At 69.8% G+C, this 14,788-nt stretch carries 14 protein-coding genes; 11 read left to right on the forward strand and 3 right to left on the reverse strand.

Annotated elements, in window-relative coordinates; genetic code table 11:
• Window positions 1–71 precede the first annotated feature (71 nt).
• Window positions 72–1,097, reverse strand: a complete 1,026-nt coding sequence (locus QF027_RS28355) for an Lrp/AsnC family transcriptional regulator (protein ID WP_307077898.1) — start codon at window positions 1,095–1,097, stop codon at window positions 72–74.
• Window positions 1,098–1,244: 147 nt separating this feature from the next.
• On the opposite strand from QF027_RS28355, the gene QF027_RS28360 reads away from it, so the two are divergent.
• Window positions 1,245–2,798: an AbgT family transporter gene (locus tag QF027_RS28360; RefSeq protein ID WP_307077900.1), complete on the forward strand. Its 1,554-nt coding sequence runs from the start codon at window positions 1,245–1,247 to the stop codon at window positions 2,796–2,798.
• Between the two features lie 55 nt (window positions 2,799–2,853).
• Window positions 2,854–4,035, forward strand: a complete 1,182-nt coding sequence (locus tag QF027_RS28365) for a M20 family metallopeptidase (RefSeq protein ID WP_307077902.1) — start codon at window positions 2,854–2,856, stop codon at window positions 4,033–4,035.
• An 88-nt stretch (window positions 4,036–4,123) separates the two neighbouring features.
• Here the strand turns inward: QF027_RS28365 and QF027_RS28370 are convergent, their stop codons facing one another.
• Window positions 4,124–4,771, reverse strand: a complete 648-nt coding sequence (locus QF027_RS28370) for a hypothetical protein (protein ID WP_306977853.1) — start codon at window positions 4,769–4,771, stop codon at window positions 4,124–4,126.
• Between the two features lie 304 nt (window positions 4,772–5,075).
• On the opposite strand from QF027_RS28370, the gene hemL reads away from it, so the two are divergent.
• The 8 genes from hemL (at window position 5,076) to QF027_RS28410 (ending at window position 13,366) form a co-directional block, all read left to right on the forward strand.
• Window positions 5,076–6,395 carry a glutamate-1-semialdehyde 2,1-aminomutase gene (gene hemL, locus QF027_RS28375; RefSeq protein WP_306977851.1) on the forward strand — a complete coding sequence of 440 codons (1,320 nt, stop codon included), beginning with the start codon at window positions 5,076–5,078 and terminating at the stop codon, window positions 6,393–6,395.
• On the forward strand, window positions 6,392–7,081 hold the full coding sequence (locus QF027_RS28380; protein WP_307077904.1) for a histidine phosphatase family protein: 690 nt from the start codon (window positions 6,392–6,394) through the stop codon (window positions 7,079–7,081). Before hemL ends, QF027_RS28380 begins: the two co-directional genes overlap by 4 nt.
• 190 nt (window positions 7,082–7,271) lie before the next feature.
• Entirely contained in the window at window positions 7,272–8,534 is a 1,263-nt protein-coding gene (locus QF027_RS28385) for a hypothetical protein (protein WP_306977847.1), read from the forward strand.
• A gap of 66 nt (window positions 8,535–8,600) precedes the next feature.
• A complete protein-coding gene (locus tag QF027_RS28390; RefSeq protein ID WP_307077906.1) occupies window positions 8,601–9,209 on the forward strand; it encodes a TlpA family protein disulfide reductase in 609 nt (202 codons plus the stop codon).
• A 1-nt stretch (window position 9,210) separates the two neighbouring features.
• Entirely contained in the window at window positions 9,211–9,984 is a 774-nt protein-coding gene (locus QF027_RS28395; RefSeq protein ID WP_306977843.1) for a cytochrome c biogenesis CcdA family protein, read from the forward strand.
• Between the two features lie 3 nt (window positions 9,985–9,987).
• On the forward strand, window positions 9,988–11,769 hold the full coding sequence (gene resB / locus QF027_RS28400; protein WP_307077908.1) for a cytochrome c biogenesis protein ResB: 1,782 nt from the start codon (window positions 9,988–9,990) through the stop codon (window positions 11,767–11,769).
• Window positions 11,766–12,872 (forward strand): c-type cytochrome biogenesis protein CcsB, encoded by a 1,107-nt coding sequence (gene ccsB, locus QF027_RS28405; RefSeq protein WP_306977839.1) that lies wholly within the window; start codon window positions 11,766–11,768, stop codon window positions 12,870–12,872. The genes resB and ccsB overlap by 4 nt, the downstream gene beginning before the upstream one ends.
• 95 nt (window positions 12,873–12,967) lie before the next feature.
• Window positions 12,968–13,366 carry a hypothetical protein gene (locus tag QF027_RS28410; RefSeq protein ID WP_306977837.1) on the forward strand — a complete coding sequence of 133 codons (399 nt, stop codon included), beginning with the start codon at window positions 12,968–12,970 and terminating at the stop codon, window positions 13,364–13,366.
• A 24-nt stretch (window positions 13,367–13,390) separates the two neighbouring features.
• Here QF027_RS28410 and QF027_RS28415 read toward each other — a convergent pair whose 3' ends face one another.
• Entirely contained in the window at window positions 13,391–13,717 is a 327-nt protein-coding gene (locus QF027_RS28415) for an ArsR/SmtB family transcription factor (RefSeq protein WP_306977835.1), read from the reverse strand.
• Between the two features lie 88 nt (window positions 13,718–13,805).
• On the opposite strand from QF027_RS28415, the gene QF027_RS28420 reads away from it, so the two are divergent.
• Window positions 13,806–14,780 carry a quinone oxidoreductase family protein gene (locus tag QF027_RS28420; RefSeq protein ID WP_306977833.1) on the forward strand — a complete coding sequence of 325 codons (975 nt, stop codon included), beginning with the start codon at window positions 13,806–13,808 and terminating at the stop codon, window positions 14,778–14,780.
• The last annotated feature ends 8 nt before the right edge of the window (window positions 14,781–14,788 follow it).

Consider the following 14,788-nt stretch of genomic DNA (forward strand, 5'->3'; position numbering starts at 1 on the left):
CTGGCCCGCCACGGATCAAAGCCCTGTCCCCGCACGCCTCGTCGGCGCGGCGGGGCAGGGCTTTCCCTGACCTAGAGCAACGTCGGCGCGTGGAACTCCCCGAGGCCCGACACCCGGTCCCGGTCCAGCCAGTAGCGGCGCGGCTCCGCGAGCATGACGTCGACGCTGACGGTGAGGATGCCGGGGATCTTCGCCAACTCCTCGTCGATGAAGCGTGCCAGGGCGGAGCGGTCGGTGACCAGACCGGTGGCGAGGACGGACATGTCGCTGGCCACGTGGGCGGCGAGGCGGGTCTGGGGGAGCCGGTCGATGCGGCGCATGGCCTCGGGAGTCTCGCCGGGAGCGACGCGTAGACGGAGCATGAACGGGGTCTGGAAGCCGAGCCATTCCGACACGATCTCCAGGCGTGGCTTGACCCACTGCTCGTCCAGGACCCGGCGGACCACGCGATGCGCGGTGGAGGTGGCCAGCCCGGCCGCGCGGCCGATGCTCGCGGCGGAGGCCCGGCCGTCCCGCAACAGCAGGGCCACCACGGTTCGTTCGGACTCGCTCAGGGGCTTGGCGGGGGGTGTCGCGGTCGCGGTGCCCTCCAGCTGCGCACCGGTGAGCTTCAGCAGTTCGGCGCGTTCGGTGTCGGTCAGGAACTGCGGGTCCCAGGTGATGCCCCGACGCAGGGTGCTGAGGGCCGGCAGGGCGTTGACGCGGCGGACCCCGGACACGGAGAACATCCGATCGATCGCCTCGCTGGTGGCCGCCTCGGAGGGGGCGTGCACGACGGCGTACAGCGGGTAGTCGCCGGAGATCTGCGCCAGGAGCTGGAGGTGGGGCAGGTCGCGCAGCCGGTCGAGGACGGCGAGCGGAGTTTCGCCGGTGATGTCCAAGAACACGTGGACCGGCATCGTCGTGGAGTGCATGCCCCAGTCGGCCTGTCCGATGACGCGGACCATCCGGGCCTCGTGCAGACGGTCGTAACGGCGCTTCAGGGTGCTGGCGTCGGCGGACAGGATCGCGCCGATGTCGTCCCAGGTGGCCCGGGGTGCCAGATGCAGCGCCCCGATCAGGCGCCGGTCGAGCTCGTCGAGCAGGGGGCGAGTCATAGCGCACAGGTTAGACCGCGGGTGCTCGCCGGTTAATCCCACTATTACATGCAAGCTCTAGAGAATCTCTCACTGTGCTGTCATGGTTTGCAGGAACATCCCCCATGCGTCATTGCGAACCCTCCCCGAACGCACGAAGAGGTACCCATGAGTGCCACCGCCACCGAGCCCCGGCCGACCGAGCCACCTTCGAGAGCCCTGCGCACCGCGTTCCGCGCCTTCGCCGCCATCGAGAAGGTCGGCAACAAGCTGCCCAACCCGTTCTGGCTGTTCTGGATCCTCGCGGGGGTCGTGATCGTCCTCAGCGCGATCCTGGCGGCGGCCGGGGTCAGCACCGTGCATCCCGGAACGCACGAGACCATCAAGGTGCAGAGCCTGCTCAGCAAGGCCGGCGTCACGACGATGGTCGAGGGGGCCGTAGAGAATTTCGCGACCTTCCCGCCGCTGGCCACGATCCTCATCGTGGGCTTCGGCATCGCGGTCGCCGAGGCGAGCGGCCTGTTCACGACCCTGCTGCGCCGCATGGTCGCCCGGGTGCCGGGCAGGTACCTCACCTTCGCGCTGTCGATGACGGCGATGGTCGCCCACGTCGCGGGCGACGCCGCGTACGTCACCCTCATACCGCTCGGGGCACTCGTCTTCCGCGCCGCCGGACGCAGCCCCGTCCTCGGCTGCATCGTCGCCTACGTCTCGATCTCCGCCGGCTACGACGCCTCCCCGTCCCTCACCACCACCGACGTCCTGCTGTCGTCGATCTCCACGGCCGCCGCGCACACCATCGACCCGCACTACACGGTCACTCCGGTCGCGAACTACTTCTTCGGACTGGCCTCGTCCGTCCTCGTCGCCCTGGTCATCACGCTCGTCGTCGACAAGGTCATCTCCAAGCGCTCGGACCTGGCCCCCGACGAGCCGGTGAAGGCGCTGAGCGCCGAGGAGCTGAAGGCGGTCGAGGTCACGCCGGGGCAGCGCCGCGCCCTGCGGATGACCGGCCTGGCCGCCGTCTGCTTCGTCGCGGTCCTGACCGCGGCCATGATCCCCGCGGACTCCCCGCTGCGCGGCGAGCACGGCTCCCTGGTCGAGTCCCCGGTGATCTCGGGCATGTCGATCGTCCTGTTCCTGTTCTTCTCCCTGCTCGGCTGGGTCTACGGCCGCAGCGTCGGGACCTTCCGTACGGCCGGTGACATCGTCGACGCGCTGGTTGAGGGCACGCGCACCTATGCCCCGATCCTCGTCCTGTTCTTCGCGATCTCGCAGTTCCTCGCCTATTTCAAGTGGACGAACATCGGCAACGTCATCGCCGTCGAGGGCGCGGAGACCCTGAAGGAGATGCACCTGGGCGGCTGGACGGTGCTGGTCGGCATCGCCGTACTGATCACCTTCATGAATCTCGTGATCACCAGCGGCTCCGCCCTGTGGGCGCTGGCCGCCCCGGTGCTCATCCCCATGCTGATGCTCATCGGCATCGAGCCCCAGACCACGCAGGCCGTCTACCGCGTCGCCGACTCGGTCACCAACTGCGTCACCCCGATGAGCCCGTACTTCGCGATGGCGCTGGGCTTCATCCAGCAGCACAGGAAGTCCGCCGGCATCGGCACGCTGGCCTCCTTCACCATCCCGATCGCCGCCGTCGTCTGGGTCGTCTGGGTCGCGTTCTTCGTGGCCTGGTACCTGCTCGGCCTCCCCTTCGGCATCAGCTGACCCGGCCCTGCCGCGACATCGCCACGCCCCGCACCGTCGTACGAGAAAGCAGATCATGACCGCATCGCCCGTCGCCGCCCTCACCGCCCGCGCCCAGGACGTCTCGCCGGAGATCGTCACCGACATCCTGACGCTCGTCCGTCACGAGACCGGCAGCTACGACCTGTCCGCCCTCGCGGCGGGCCTGGACCTCCTGCGGGAGCTGGTCGTCCACCGGCTCGGGCGGCCCGACCACGAGCGCCGTCACCCCGGCGGCGAGTGCGGAGACACCCTCACTCTGACCTACACCGGCACCGCCCCCGGCCACGTCGCGCTCGTCGGCCACTACGACACCGTATGGCCGACCGGCACGCTCGCCGGATGGGAGCAACCGGAGGCGTCCGGCGACGGCCGGGACAAGCTCAGTGGGCCGGGCATCTTCGACATGAAGACCGGCCTGGCGCAAGGGATCTGGTCCCTGAAGCTCGCCCGCGAGAGCGGCGTCCCCGTGCCTACCGTCACCTTCCTCTTCAACGGCGACGAGGAGATCGGTTCCCTGTCCTCGCGCCCGGTGATCGAGGAGGTCGCCCGGAAGGCCGACGTGACGCTGGTACTGGAGCCGACCGCGCACGGTGCCGTCAAGACGGGCCGCAAGGGCACCGGGATCTTCGAGGTCACGGTCACCGGCGTCGAGGCGCACGCCGGGCTCGCGCCCCAGGACGGGGCGAGCGCGATCACCGCGCTGTCCGAGTTCGTCGTCGCGGCGGCGGGCGTCGCCGCGCCCGACAAGGGCACCACGATCAACACAGGTCTCATCAAGGGAGGCACCGCCACCAACGTCGTCGCCGGGTGGGCCACCGCGAGCGTCGACATCCGGGTCAGCAGCCGGGCCGAGCAGGACCGCGTCGACGCCGAACTGGACGCCATCGACATCAGCGACCCCCGCGTACGTATCGAGGTCGACCACGCCTGGAACCGGCCGCCGATGACCCTGAACGCCGCCTCCGTCCCGCTCCTCGACCTGGCCCGCGAGGTCGCCCGCGAACAGGGCCGTGAGGAGCTGCCCACTGCCGCCGTCGGCGGCGCCAGCGACGCCAACTTCGTCGCCGCCCTCGGCCTGCCGGTGCTGTGCGGCATGGGCGCGGTCGGCGACGGCGCCCACGCCCAGGGCGAGTTCATCCACCCCGACACCGTGCCCGCCCAGACCGCCCTGGTCGCGGGCCTGCTGGCACGGCTTGCGGATCCCCTGCGCGGCTGAACACGGCAGCGGCATACCCGATGACCTCACCGGGGACATGAAAAGGGCGGGGTCCGAAAACCCCGCCCGCACACCGTGAAGCCCGAGGTCACGGCCACACAAGGCAATACGGCTGATGCCCCGCCTCATGCAACCGGTGGCTGAAGTCCTGCCACTCGTGCAGCAGTTGGTACACGTTGAACGCGTCCCTCGGGCCGCCCCGGTCCGGGACCGTCGACCAGATGAACGCCGCCGCGCCGACCGCTTCCTCGCCTATGCCGCGCAGCGGGTCCACGACCGTCATGGGGAGCTTGACCACCGCGTAGTCGGGGTGCAGGACGACCAGTTCGAGCGGGGGGACCTTGTGGAGGGGGACGCCTTCGATGCCGGTGAGGACCATCGCTGCCATGGTCTCCGGCTTGATCTTGGTGAACATGCCGTTCATGCCGAGCTCGTCGCCGCCGAGTTCCTCGGGACGCATCGAGATCGGGACGCGGGCCGCGGTCGCGCCGTCGGGCGCGCCGAAGTACTTGTACGTCACCCCCACCCGACCACCATTCCTGCTCGCCGCCCTCAACGGATCGATCCGACGTTCGATACGTCGCTCGTCGCGTTCCGACTCATCCGGGGTGCCCGAGGCGCCCCGCCCCTGACGTGTCTCGGCCGCTTCCTCCGCCTCGCGTCGGTGCCTTCCCCGCCGGGCACGTCGAGGACCCAGGTCATCAGTCCCCTCGCCCAGTCCGCCACCGCGATGCATATCTCCACCCGACTGCTTTTCTAGGACGCGCGACCCCCGCCGCGCAACCCGATCATCGTGTCAGTGACCTCCCCCACGGCCGCCCGCCGAAACGTGCGCTGAAACACCTGTCCGCAGGATCTTCGCAGCCCCTGAACAAACGGCTCCGTGCCATCGTCTCCGTGAGCTGTGTGTATCTGCATCCAGTTTCGCAGATCGCCGGGGACCGGGGGCTTTCGAGGCCTGGCCTACCCTGAGGTGGTCACCGGCAATGGAGTCCGAGAAAAGCCGAACGTACCGGAGAAGGTCGGAGTAGTCGCAGGATATGAGTGAATTGCCCTATTCGTACGATGCGCCTGTCTCGCAGGCCCTGTTCGACCGCGCGTCCGCCGTCACGCCCGGTGGCGTGAACTCGCCGGTCCGCGCCTTCCGTGCCGTGGGCGGCACCCCCCGCTTCATGGTGTCCGGCACCGGGCCCTACCTGACCGACGCCGACGGGCGCGAGTACGTCGACCTCGTCTGCTCCTGGGGCCCCATGATCCTCGGGCACTCCCACCCCGAGGTGATCGCCGCCGTCCAGGAGGCGGTGTCGAAGGGCACCTCCTTCGGCACCCCCGGTGAGGGCGAGGTCGCGCTCGCCGAGGAGATGGTCGCCCGCGTCGAACCGCTGGAGCAGGTGCGGCTCGTCTCCAGCGGGACCGAGGCCACCATGTCCGCCATCCGGCTCGCCCGCGGCTTCACCCGGCGCACCAAGGTCATCAAGTTCGCCGGGTGTTACCACGGTCACGTCGACTCGCTGCTGGCCGCGGCGGGCAGCGGTGTGGCCACCTTCGCGCTTCCCGACACCCCGGGCGTCACCGGTGCGCAGGCCGGGGACACGATCGTGCTGCCGTACAACGACCTCGAAGCCGTCCACGAGGCCTTCCACCGGCACCCCGGTGAGATCGCCTGTGTGATCACCGAGGCCTCGCCCGGCAACATGGGCGTCGTGCCGCCGCTTCCCGGGTTCAACCAGGGGCTGAAGGACGCCTGCACGCAGAACGGCGCCCTCTACATCTCCGACGAGGTCATGACCGGGTTCCGGACCAGCCGCAGTGGCTGGTACGGCATCGACGGCGTCCGGCCCGATCTCATGACCTTCGGGAAGGTCATGGGCGGCGGGTTCCCCGCCGCCGCCTTCGGGGGGCGCGCGGACGTCATGGCCCACCTCGCCCCGGCCGGACCCGTCTACCAGGCCGGCACCCTCTCCGGTAACCCCGTCGCCACCGCCGCCGGCCTCGCCCAGCTGCGGCTGCTCGACGACGCCGCCTACGTCAGGATCGACGCCGTCTCCGAGCAGATCCGGTCGCTGGTCTCCGAGGCCCTCGGCAAGGAAGGCGTCGCGCACACCGTGCAGAACGCCTCCAACATGTTCTCGGTGTTCTTCACCGACCGGCCGGTGCGCAGCTACGAGGACGCCAGGGCGCAGGAGTCCTTCCGGTTCACCGCCTTCTTCCACTCCCTTCTGGAGAACGGCGTCTACCTGCCGCCGTCCTCCTTCGAGTCGTGGTTCGTGTCCACGGCCCATGACGAGCAGGCGGTTCAGCGGATCGCCGACGCCCTTCCGGCGGCGGCCCGAGCGGCGGCGGAGGCCACGGCAGCATGAGCACCTCGAACGACAGCGACATCACCGTCGTCCACCTCATGCGGCACGGTGAGGTCGCCAACCCCGACGGGGTTCTGTACGGCCGTCTCGGCGGGTACCACCTGTCCGAGCTCGGACGGCAGATGGCCGACCGGGTCGCCGAGCACCTCGCCTCCCGGGACGTCACCTACGTCTGTGCCTCCCCGCTGGAGCGGGCGCAGGAGACCGCCACGCCGATCGCCAAGGCGCACGGCCTCGACATCGCGACCGACGAGCGGCTCATCGAGGCCGAGAACGTCTTCCAGGGCAAGACGTTCGGCGTGGGCGACGGGGCGCTGAAGAACCCGGAGAACTGGAAGCACCTCGTCAACCCGTTCAAGCCGTCCTGGGGTGAGCCGTACGTCGACCAGGTCGTCCGGATGAAGGGCGCGCTGGACGCTGCGCGGGACCGGGCGCGGGGGCATGAAGCTGTGCTCGTCAGTCACCAGTTGCCGATCTGGATCGTGCGGTCGTACGTGGAGAAGCGGCGGCTGTGGCACGACCCGCGCAAGCGGCAGTGCACGCTCGCCTCGCTCACGTCCTTCACCTACCAGGGCGACAGGATCGTCTCCGTCGGCTACAGCGAGCCCGCGATCGATCTTGTGCCGGTTCATCTCCGGGCGGGTGCCAAGCCCGTGAAGGGCAAGGGCAAGGCCTTCGGGGCGTAGCCGGTCCGTGGGGGACCGCGGGTCCGTTGTGGCAGGTCGCGCGCACGCGGCGGAGCCGCATGGTGATACGGCCCCGCGCCCCTTCAGGGCGCGCTTCTGTTACCGAATCCGGAAAGAGTGTCGGAACCTTCCCCTGCGTTGCCTCCTCTGACTGGGTGACCAACCAGAGAACGTGACGAATCGGGGAAGCATGCACTCTCTCACTCGAAGGGGAGCAATAGGCCTCGGTGCGGGCGCCGCGGCCGCCGTAGGGCTCTCGGGGTGCGGAAGCCCCACCGGGTCGGACGGGGTGACCCACACCTCGGGTTCCAAGCCCACGCACGCGCCGACGCCGACGGCCCGGCCCATCGGTGACGGCTCCACCTCCTTCACCGGCAAGCAGCCCCGCCAGCCCGGCAAGCCGGTGCCGCTGGAGCCCGGTCAGACCCCGCCGCAGTTCGTGATCTTCTCCTGGGACGGTGCCGGCGAGGTCGGCAACGGTCTCTTCCCGCGCTTCCTCGACCTCGCCAAGAAGCACGACGCGCACATGACCTTCTTCCTCTCCGGGCTGTATCTGCTGCCCGAGTCGAAGAAGCGGCTCTACGACCCCCCGAACAACCCCCGCGGCGCCTCGGACATCGGCTACCTCACCGACGAGCACGTCAAGGCGACCCTCACCAACGTCCGCCGGGCCTGGCTCGAAGGGCACGAGATAGGCACCCACTTCAACGGCCACTTCTGCTCCGGCTACGGCACCGTGGGCAACTGGACGCCGGCGCAGTGGCGCTCGGAGATCGCGCAGGCGAAAGCTTTCGTCAAGGAGTGGCGCACCAACACCGGCTGGACCGACCTGCCCGCGCTGCCCTTCGACTACGACAAGGAACTCGTCGGCGGCCGCACCCCCTGCCTCCTCGGCCAGGACAACCTGCTGCCCACCGCCCGCGAGCTCGGCTGGCGCTACGACGCCTCCTCGCCCGGCGGCCGCCAGGTCTGGCCCGAGAAGAAGAACGGCATCTGGGACCTGCCCCTGCAGGCGATACCTTTCCCCGGCCACAGCTTCGAGGTCCTGTCCATGGACTACAACATGCTCGCCAACCAGTCGATCAACTCGACCAACGCGCCCGCCTACAACTACCCGGCCTGGCGCGAGCAGTCCGCCGGCGCCTACATCTCCGGCTTCCAGCGGGCCTACGAGACCAACCGCGCCCCCTTCTTCGTCGGCAACCACTTCGAGCACTGGAACGGCGGCATCTACATGGACGCCGTCGAGCGGGCCCTCACCCACATCGCGCAGGAGAAGGAGAAGGGCGCGGACATCCGCCTGGTCTCCTTCCGGCAGTTCGTCGACTGGATGGACGTCCAGAAGCCGGAGGTCCTCGCCAAGCTCCGCACGCTCGACGTCGGCCAGGAGCCGGTGGGCGGCTGGAACGGGTTCCTCAAGGACACCTCCGCGACCGCGTCGAACGCCGCCTGAAATGCGGATTTCCGCCCGCAAGGGGGGTGGGCAAGATCCCCAGAACGGGCATGCGAAACTTTTCACATGAGTGCCGCCAGTCGTAGCCGCTCCCGAGTCCGTACCACCCTGCTCACCGCGGGTGCCGCAGCCGCAGCGCTGACCCTGTCCGCCTGCAGCTCGGGCGGCACCTCGGGTGGAGGCGGCGACACCAACTTCATCATGGGCGCGGACGGCATCTCCACCGCCGAGCAGGGGGACCGGGGCACCGCCCCCGACCTGTCCGGCAAGACCGTCGACGGGGGACAGCTCGACGTCGCCGACTACAAGGGCAAGGTCGTCGTCCTCAACATGTGGGGCTCCTGGTGCGCCCCCTGCCGGGCCGAGGCACCCAACCTGGAAGCGGTCTACAAGGACCTCAAGAGCCAGGACGTTCAGTTCGTCGGCGTCAACACCCGCGACACCAGCGTCCAGAACGCCCGCGCCTTCGAGAAGGACATGGGCATCACCTTCCCCAGCCTGTACGACCCGACGGGCAAGCTGATGCTCCGCTTCTCCAAGGGCACCCTCAACCCGCAGGCCGTGCCCTCCACGCTCGTCATCGACCGGGACGGGAAGATCGCCGCCCGCTCGCTGGCCGCGCTCAGCGAGAGCAAGCTGCGCAAGATGATCAACCCGGTCCTCGCGGAGAAGTGACGTGAGCGCAGTCGTCACGCTCGCCGCCGAAACGGGTTACAACGGCACCGTCCTGAACGGCGCGTTGCTCCTCGCCCTGCCCATCGCGGTCCTCGGCGGCCTGGTCTCCTTCTTCTCGCCCTGCGTCCTGCCGCTGGTCCCCGGCTATCTGTCCTACGTCACCGGCGTCACCGGCACCGATCTGGCCGAGGCCCGGCGCGGCCGGATGGTCGCGGGCGCCTCCCTGTTCGTGCTCGGCTTCACCGCGGTGTTCGTCTCCAGCGGGGCGCTGTTCGGCTACTTCGGCCAGACGCTCCAGGAGAACCAGAGCGTGCTGTCCAAGGTGCTGGGCGTGCTCATGATCCTCATGGGTGTCTTCTTCATGGGCCTGATGCCCTGGATGACCCAGCGGGAGTTCCGCTTCCACAACAAGCCCACCATGGGCCTGGTCGGTGCCCCGCTGCTCGGCGCGCTGTTCGGCATCGGCTGGACCCCCTGCATCGGCCCCACCCTCGCCTCGGTGATCGCCCTGTCCTCCCAGCAGGGCAGCGCGGGCCGCGGTGCCATACTGACCGTCGCCTACTGCCTCGGCCTCGGGGTGCCCTTCGTGCTCGCCGCGGTCGCCTTCCGCAAGGCGCTCGGCGCCTTCGGCTGGGTCAAGCGCCACTACGTCTGGGTCATGCGCATCGGCGGCACCATGATGATCGTGACCGGACTGCTGCTGCTGACCGGCGCGTGGGACCGCCTCGTGCAGGACGTCCAGTCCTGGTCCGCCGGCTTCACTGTGGGGATCTGATCCATGAGCAAGACCACACCCGCCACCCCCGACGCTCCCGTCGGCGACCAGGACCTCGGCGCCGCGGGCTCCCAGCTGTCCACCGCGCCCGCGGAGAGCCTGAGCATGCCCGCCCTGGGGGTCGTCGGCTGGGCCCGCTGGTTCTGGCGCCAGCTGACCTCCATGCGGGTCGCGCTGCTGCTGCTCCTGCTGGTGGCGCTCGGTGCCATCCCCGGCTCGCTGATCCCGCAGAGCGGGACCGACGCCACGAAGGTCGCCGACTTCGTCAAGAACAACCCCACCCTCGGGGACGTCTACGACAAGCTCGGCCTCTTCCACGTCTACAGCTCGGTGTGGTTCTCCGCGATCTACATCCTGCTGTTCGTCTCCCTCATCGGCTGCATCGTGCCCCGGACCTGGCAGTTCGTCGGGCAGCTGCGCAGTCGTCCGCCGGGCGCCCCGAAGCGGCTGACCCGGCTGCCCGCCTACACCACCTGGCGCACCGGGGCCGAGCCCGAGCAGGTCCGCGAGGCAGCGCTCGCCCTGCTGAAGAAGAAGCGCTTCCGTGCCCACCTCGCCGGTGACAACGTCGCCGGTGAGAAGGGCTATCTGCGCGAGGTCGGCAACCTCGCCTTCCACATCGCGCTCATCGTGATGCTGACCGCCTTCGCCTGGGGCCAGCTCTTCAAGTCCGAGGGCAACAAACTGGTCGTCGAGGGCGACGGCTTCTCCAACACCCTCACCCAGTACGACGACTTCAAGTCCGGGAATCTCTTCGACACCGGCGATCTGGTGCCGCTCAGCTTCACTCTGAACAAGTTCACCGGCACCTACGAGACCTCCGGCCCCAACAAGGGCACCCCGCGCCTCTACCAGGCCGCCATCACCTACAGCGAGGGCGCCTACGGCAAGGACCACAAGACCCTCGTCAAGGTCAACGAGCCGCTGGAGATCGGCGACGCGAAGGTCTACCTCACCGCCCACGGCTACGCGCCCCTCATCACCGTGCGGGACGGCAAGGGCAACGTCGTCTTCCACGACGCGGTCGCGATGCTGCCGCTCGACTCCAACGTCACCTCCACCGGCGTGGTCAAGGTCCTCGACGGCTACAAGAACCCCAAGGGCGTCAGCGAGCAGCTGGGCATCTCGGCCTTCTTCCTGCCGACCTACACCACGGGCAGCGAGACGGCCTCCACCTTCCCCGCGCTGAACAACCCGGTGCTCAACCTCACGCCGTACCACGGTGACCTCGGCGTGGACTCGGGCATCCCGCAGAGCGTGTACCAGCTCGACAAGTCGCATGTGAAGGGGTTCAAGGACTCCAAGGGCGCGCAGCTCAGGGAGAACCTGAAGCCCGGCCAGACCATGCAGCTCCCGGGCGGCGCCGGTTCGGTCACCTACGAGGGCACCAAGCAGTGGGCGAACTTCCAGGTCGTCCAGCAGCCCGCCAGCGGCTGGGCCCTCGCCGGCGCCCTCACCGCGATCTTCGGCCTCGCCGCGTCCCTGTTCCTCCAGCGCCGCCGGGTGTGGGTACGGGCGGTGCGCGGCGCCGACGGGGTGACGGTCGTGGAGATGGCCGGCCTGGGCCGCAGCGAGTCGGCGAAGGTCCCGGAGGAACTGGGCGAGCTGGCCGGAATCCTGTACGACCAGACGCCGGGTGCGCCGGACTCCCCAGGGGCGCGGGGCGATGACGAATCTGCGGCTACCGCCGCGCGGTCGCGACAAGCCCCCACGGACCCGCAGCCAAAAGCCGAGCAAACCACCCCCGAACCCCAAGTAGCACCCTCCGAAGGGGCTGAGAAATGACTCTCGCCGCCGCAACCGAGTTGGCCACCGCCACCAACGAACACCTCGCCAACATCAGCAACACGCTGATCTACTCCGCGATGGCCGTCTACACGCTGGCCTTCTTCGCCTACATCGCCGAATGGCTCCTCGGCAGTCGCAGCAAGGTCGGCCGGACCGCCGCCGCGCTCACCGCCGACGCGAAAGCCAAGGCCAAGGCCAAGGCGCCGGCCGTCACCGTGAACAAGGGCGGCAGCACCGCCGTACTGGAGCGGCCGCAGGTCGTGGTGCGGTCCGCGGCCGGCTCGCGGGACGTGCCCGACGGGCCCGGTGCGCACGGCGGGGACGAGCAGGGCGACCTCTACGGGCGTATCGCCATCTCGCTCACGGTGCTCGCCTTTCTCGTCGAGCTCGCCGGGGTCGTCGCCCGCGCGGCCTCGGTGGAGCGGGCGCCGTGGGGCAACATGTACGAGTTCAACATCACCTTCTCCACGGTGGCCGTCGCCGTGTACCTGGGGTTGCTGGCCCTGAAGAAGAACGTGCGCTGGCTCGGGCTGTTCCTGATCACCACGGTCCTCCTCGATCTCGGCCTCGCCGTCACTGTCTTGTACACCGCCAGTGACCAGTTGGTTCCCGCCCTCCACTCGTACTGGCTGTACATCCACGTCTCCACCGCGATCTTCTGCGGCGCGGTGTTCTACGTCGGCGCGGTCGCCACGATCCTGTACCTCTTCAAGGACAGCTACGAGAACAAGATCGCGTCCGGCGGCACCCCCGGCAGGTTCGCGAACTCCGTCCTCGACCGGCTGCCCGCCTCCGCGAGCCTCGACAAGTTCGCCTACCGCGTCAACGCGGCCGTCTTCCCGCTGTGGACGTTCACGATCATCGCGGGCGCGATCTGGGCCGGTGACGCGTGGGGCCGCTACTGGGGCTGGGACCCCAAGGAGACCTGGTCGTTCATCACCTGGGTCGCCTACGCCTGCTACCTGCACGCCCGTGCCACCGCCGGCTGGAAGGGCCGCAAGGCCGCCTACCTGGCGATGCTCGCCTTCGGCTGCTGGCTGTTCAACTACTACGGCGTCAACATCTTCGTCACCGGCAAGCACTCCTACGCCGGCGTCTGAACCCACTCGCGGCGAAGGCCGGTTCCCCGCGACCCAGGTCGCGGGGAACCGGCCTTCCCTGTGCGGAACGCCGGGCTCCGCGCCACCCTGGAGTCATGAGCGGTTCCGTCGAGCAGGGCAGTATCCGGACCCACGGCAGCACCCGCATCCTGCACTTCCTGGTGCGGCTGCCGGTCCCCATGGAGACGGTCTGGCCGGTAGTGGCCACCGTGGAGGGGCTGGGGGCCTGGTGGACCGGGGTGGAGGTCCTCGAGCCCCGGCTGGGCGGCGCGGTCGTGCTGCCGGGCCTGGGGGAGGGGCAGGTCACGGCGTGGGATGTGGATCGGGTCGCGGAGTACACCCTGGAGCGGGGCGACCGGGTCCGCTTCCATCTGGAGCGGGACGGGGAGGCAGGGGCCGTCCTGCGGTTCACGCACGAGTACGAGGGGGAGGGCGAGACCGAGCCCGGGTGGCGGGCTCGGTTCGAACGACTGCTGGAAACCCTGGACGCCTAGAAGTGTCCGGTCGCACGGGACGGGTCAGGAGTCCGGTCGGAGCACGAGTTCCAGCAGTCCCGGGAAGCGGGCGTCGAACTCCGCGCGCCGGAGCCGGTTGACGCGCCTCGGTCCCTCGTCCCGCTGCTCCACGAGCCCGGCGGCGCGCAGCACCGCGAAGTGGTGGCTGAGCCCCGCCTTGCCGACGGGCACGTCGAAGGTGCCGCAGGCCCGGCTCCACTCCGGCGAGCCCGCCAGCTCCCGCAGCAGGGTCAGACGGACGGGATCGGCGAGCGCGGCGAGCGCGGTGAGCACCGGGACGTCGTCCGGGTGGGTGTGCTCGGGGGCGGTCCGGTGCCGGGGCGTGCTCATGGATTTCCTTCCGCTCCGCTTGCCGAGTGTTCGATGGAAACCATACAGTGGCGAGTGTTCGATTTCCGTTGAACAGTAAGGGTGAGGCATGCGCGCGGTCGAGATCCAGGAGTACGGCGGTCCCGAGGCCCTCAAGGTCGTCGAGGCGGACGTCCCCGAGCCGGGCCCCGGTCAGGTGAGCGTCGACGTGGCCTACGCCGGGGTGAACTTCGCCGATCTCAAGGCGCGTTCGGAGGGCTACCGGGTGCCGGGGCTGCCGTTCGTCCCCGGCCTGGAGGTGTCCGGGCGGGTCCGGGCGCTGGGAGAGGGCGTGACCGGTCTGAGCGTCGGCCAGGAGGTGACCGCCGCCCTGACGGTGGGCGGCGGCTACGCGGACGTGGCCGTGGCCGACACGGTCAACGTCTTCCCGCTCCCGCCCGGCGTCGGGCTGCGTACGGCGGCCACCCTGCCGGCGGTCCTCCCGACGGCGTACGCCCTCGTGCACACCGTCGGTCGGCTCCGGGCGGGAGAGGCGGTCCTGGTCCAGGGCGCGGCGGGCGGAATCGGCACGGTGACCGGCCAGTTGGCGAAGGCGGCCGGCGCCACGGTGTACGGCGTGGTGTCCGGCGAGGCCAAGGCGGCGTACGCCCGCGAGCACGGGTACGACGAGGTGTTCGTCGGCGACTTCGAGCAGGCGGTACGGGAGGCGACCGGCGGGCGCGGGGTCGACCTGGCCCTGGACCCGGTCGGCGGCGACACCCTCCGCGCCTCCCTGGCCTCCCTCGCGGTCTACGGCCGCCTGATCTCCTTCGGCAACGCGAGCGGGGCGCCGGCGTGGACCGTGGGCCAGCCCGAGCTGTACCCCCTCGGCCTCTCCGTCGGCGGATTCTCCATCCTCACGCTCGCGCAGACGGCCCCGGCCGAGCTGCGGACGCTGTCCGAGCGGGCGTTCGCGACGGTGGCCGACGGCACGGTGTCCCTGCCGGTGACCGCCGAGTTCGGCCTCGAGGAGGCGGCGGAGGCGCACCGGCTGATGGGGGCGCGGACGAGCACGGGCAAGCTCCTGCTGAGGGTCGGCGGCTGACTCCCGAC

Source organism: Streptomyces canus, assembly GCF_030816965.1.
GTDB classification, from domain to species: Bacteria; Actinomycetota; Actinomycetes; order Streptomycetales; family Streptomycetaceae; genus Streptomyces; species Streptomyces canus_E.

What these genes read in the sequence shown, in the direction of transcription:
- QF027_RS28355 (WP_307077898.1), bottom strand. Translation starts at nt 1,097, where the DNA reads ATGACTCGCCCCCTGCTCGACGAGCTCGACCGGCGCCTGATCGGGGCG.
- QF027_RS28360 (WP_307077900.1), top strand. Translation starts at nt 1,245, where the DNA reads ATGAGTGCCACCGCCACCGAGCCCCGGCCGACCGAGCCACCTTCGAGA.
- QF027_RS28365 (WP_307077902.1), top strand. Translation starts at nt 2,854, where the DNA reads ATGACCGCATCGCCCGTCGCCGCCCTCACCGCCCGCGCCCAGGACGTC.
- QF027_RS28370 (WP_306977853.1), bottom strand. Translation starts at nt 4,771, where the DNA reads ATGCATCGCGGTGGCGGACTGGGCGAGGGGACTGATGACCTGGGTCCT.
- hemL (WP_306977851.1), top strand. Translation starts at nt 5,076, where the DNA reads ATGAGTGAATTGCCCTATTCGTACGATGCGCCTGTCTCGCAGGCCCTG.
- QF027_RS28380 (WP_307077904.1), top strand. Translation starts at nt 6,392, where the DNA reads ATGAGCACCTCGAACGACAGCGACATCACCGTCGTCCACCTCATGCGG.
- QF027_RS28385 (WP_306977847.1), top strand. Translation starts at nt 7,272, where the DNA reads ATGCACTCTCTCACTCGAAGGGGAGCAATAGGCCTCGGTGCGGGCGCC.
- QF027_RS28390 (WP_307077906.1), top strand. Translation starts at nt 8,601, where the DNA reads ATGAGTGCCGCCAGTCGTAGCCGCTCCCGAGTCCGTACCACCCTGCTC.
- resB (WP_307077908.1), top strand. Translation starts at nt 9,988, where the DNA reads ATGAGCAAGACCACACCCGCCACCCCCGACGCTCCCGTCGGCGACCAG.
- ccsB (WP_306977839.1), top strand. Translation starts at nt 11,766, where the DNA reads ATGACTCTCGCCGCCGCAACCGAGTTGGCCACCGCCACCAACGAACAC.
- QF027_RS28410 (WP_306977837.1), top strand. Translation starts at nt 12,968, where the DNA reads ATGAGCGGTTCCGTCGAGCAGGGCAGTATCCGGACCCACGGCAGCACC.
- QF027_RS28415 (WP_306977835.1), bottom strand. Translation starts at nt 13,717, where the DNA reads ATGAGCACGCCCCGGCACCGGACCGCCCCCGAGCACACCCACCCGGAC.
- QF027_RS28420 (WP_306977833.1), top strand. Translation starts at nt 13,806, where the DNA reads ATGCGCGCGGTCGAGATCCAGGAGTACGGCGGTCCCGAGGCCCTCAAG.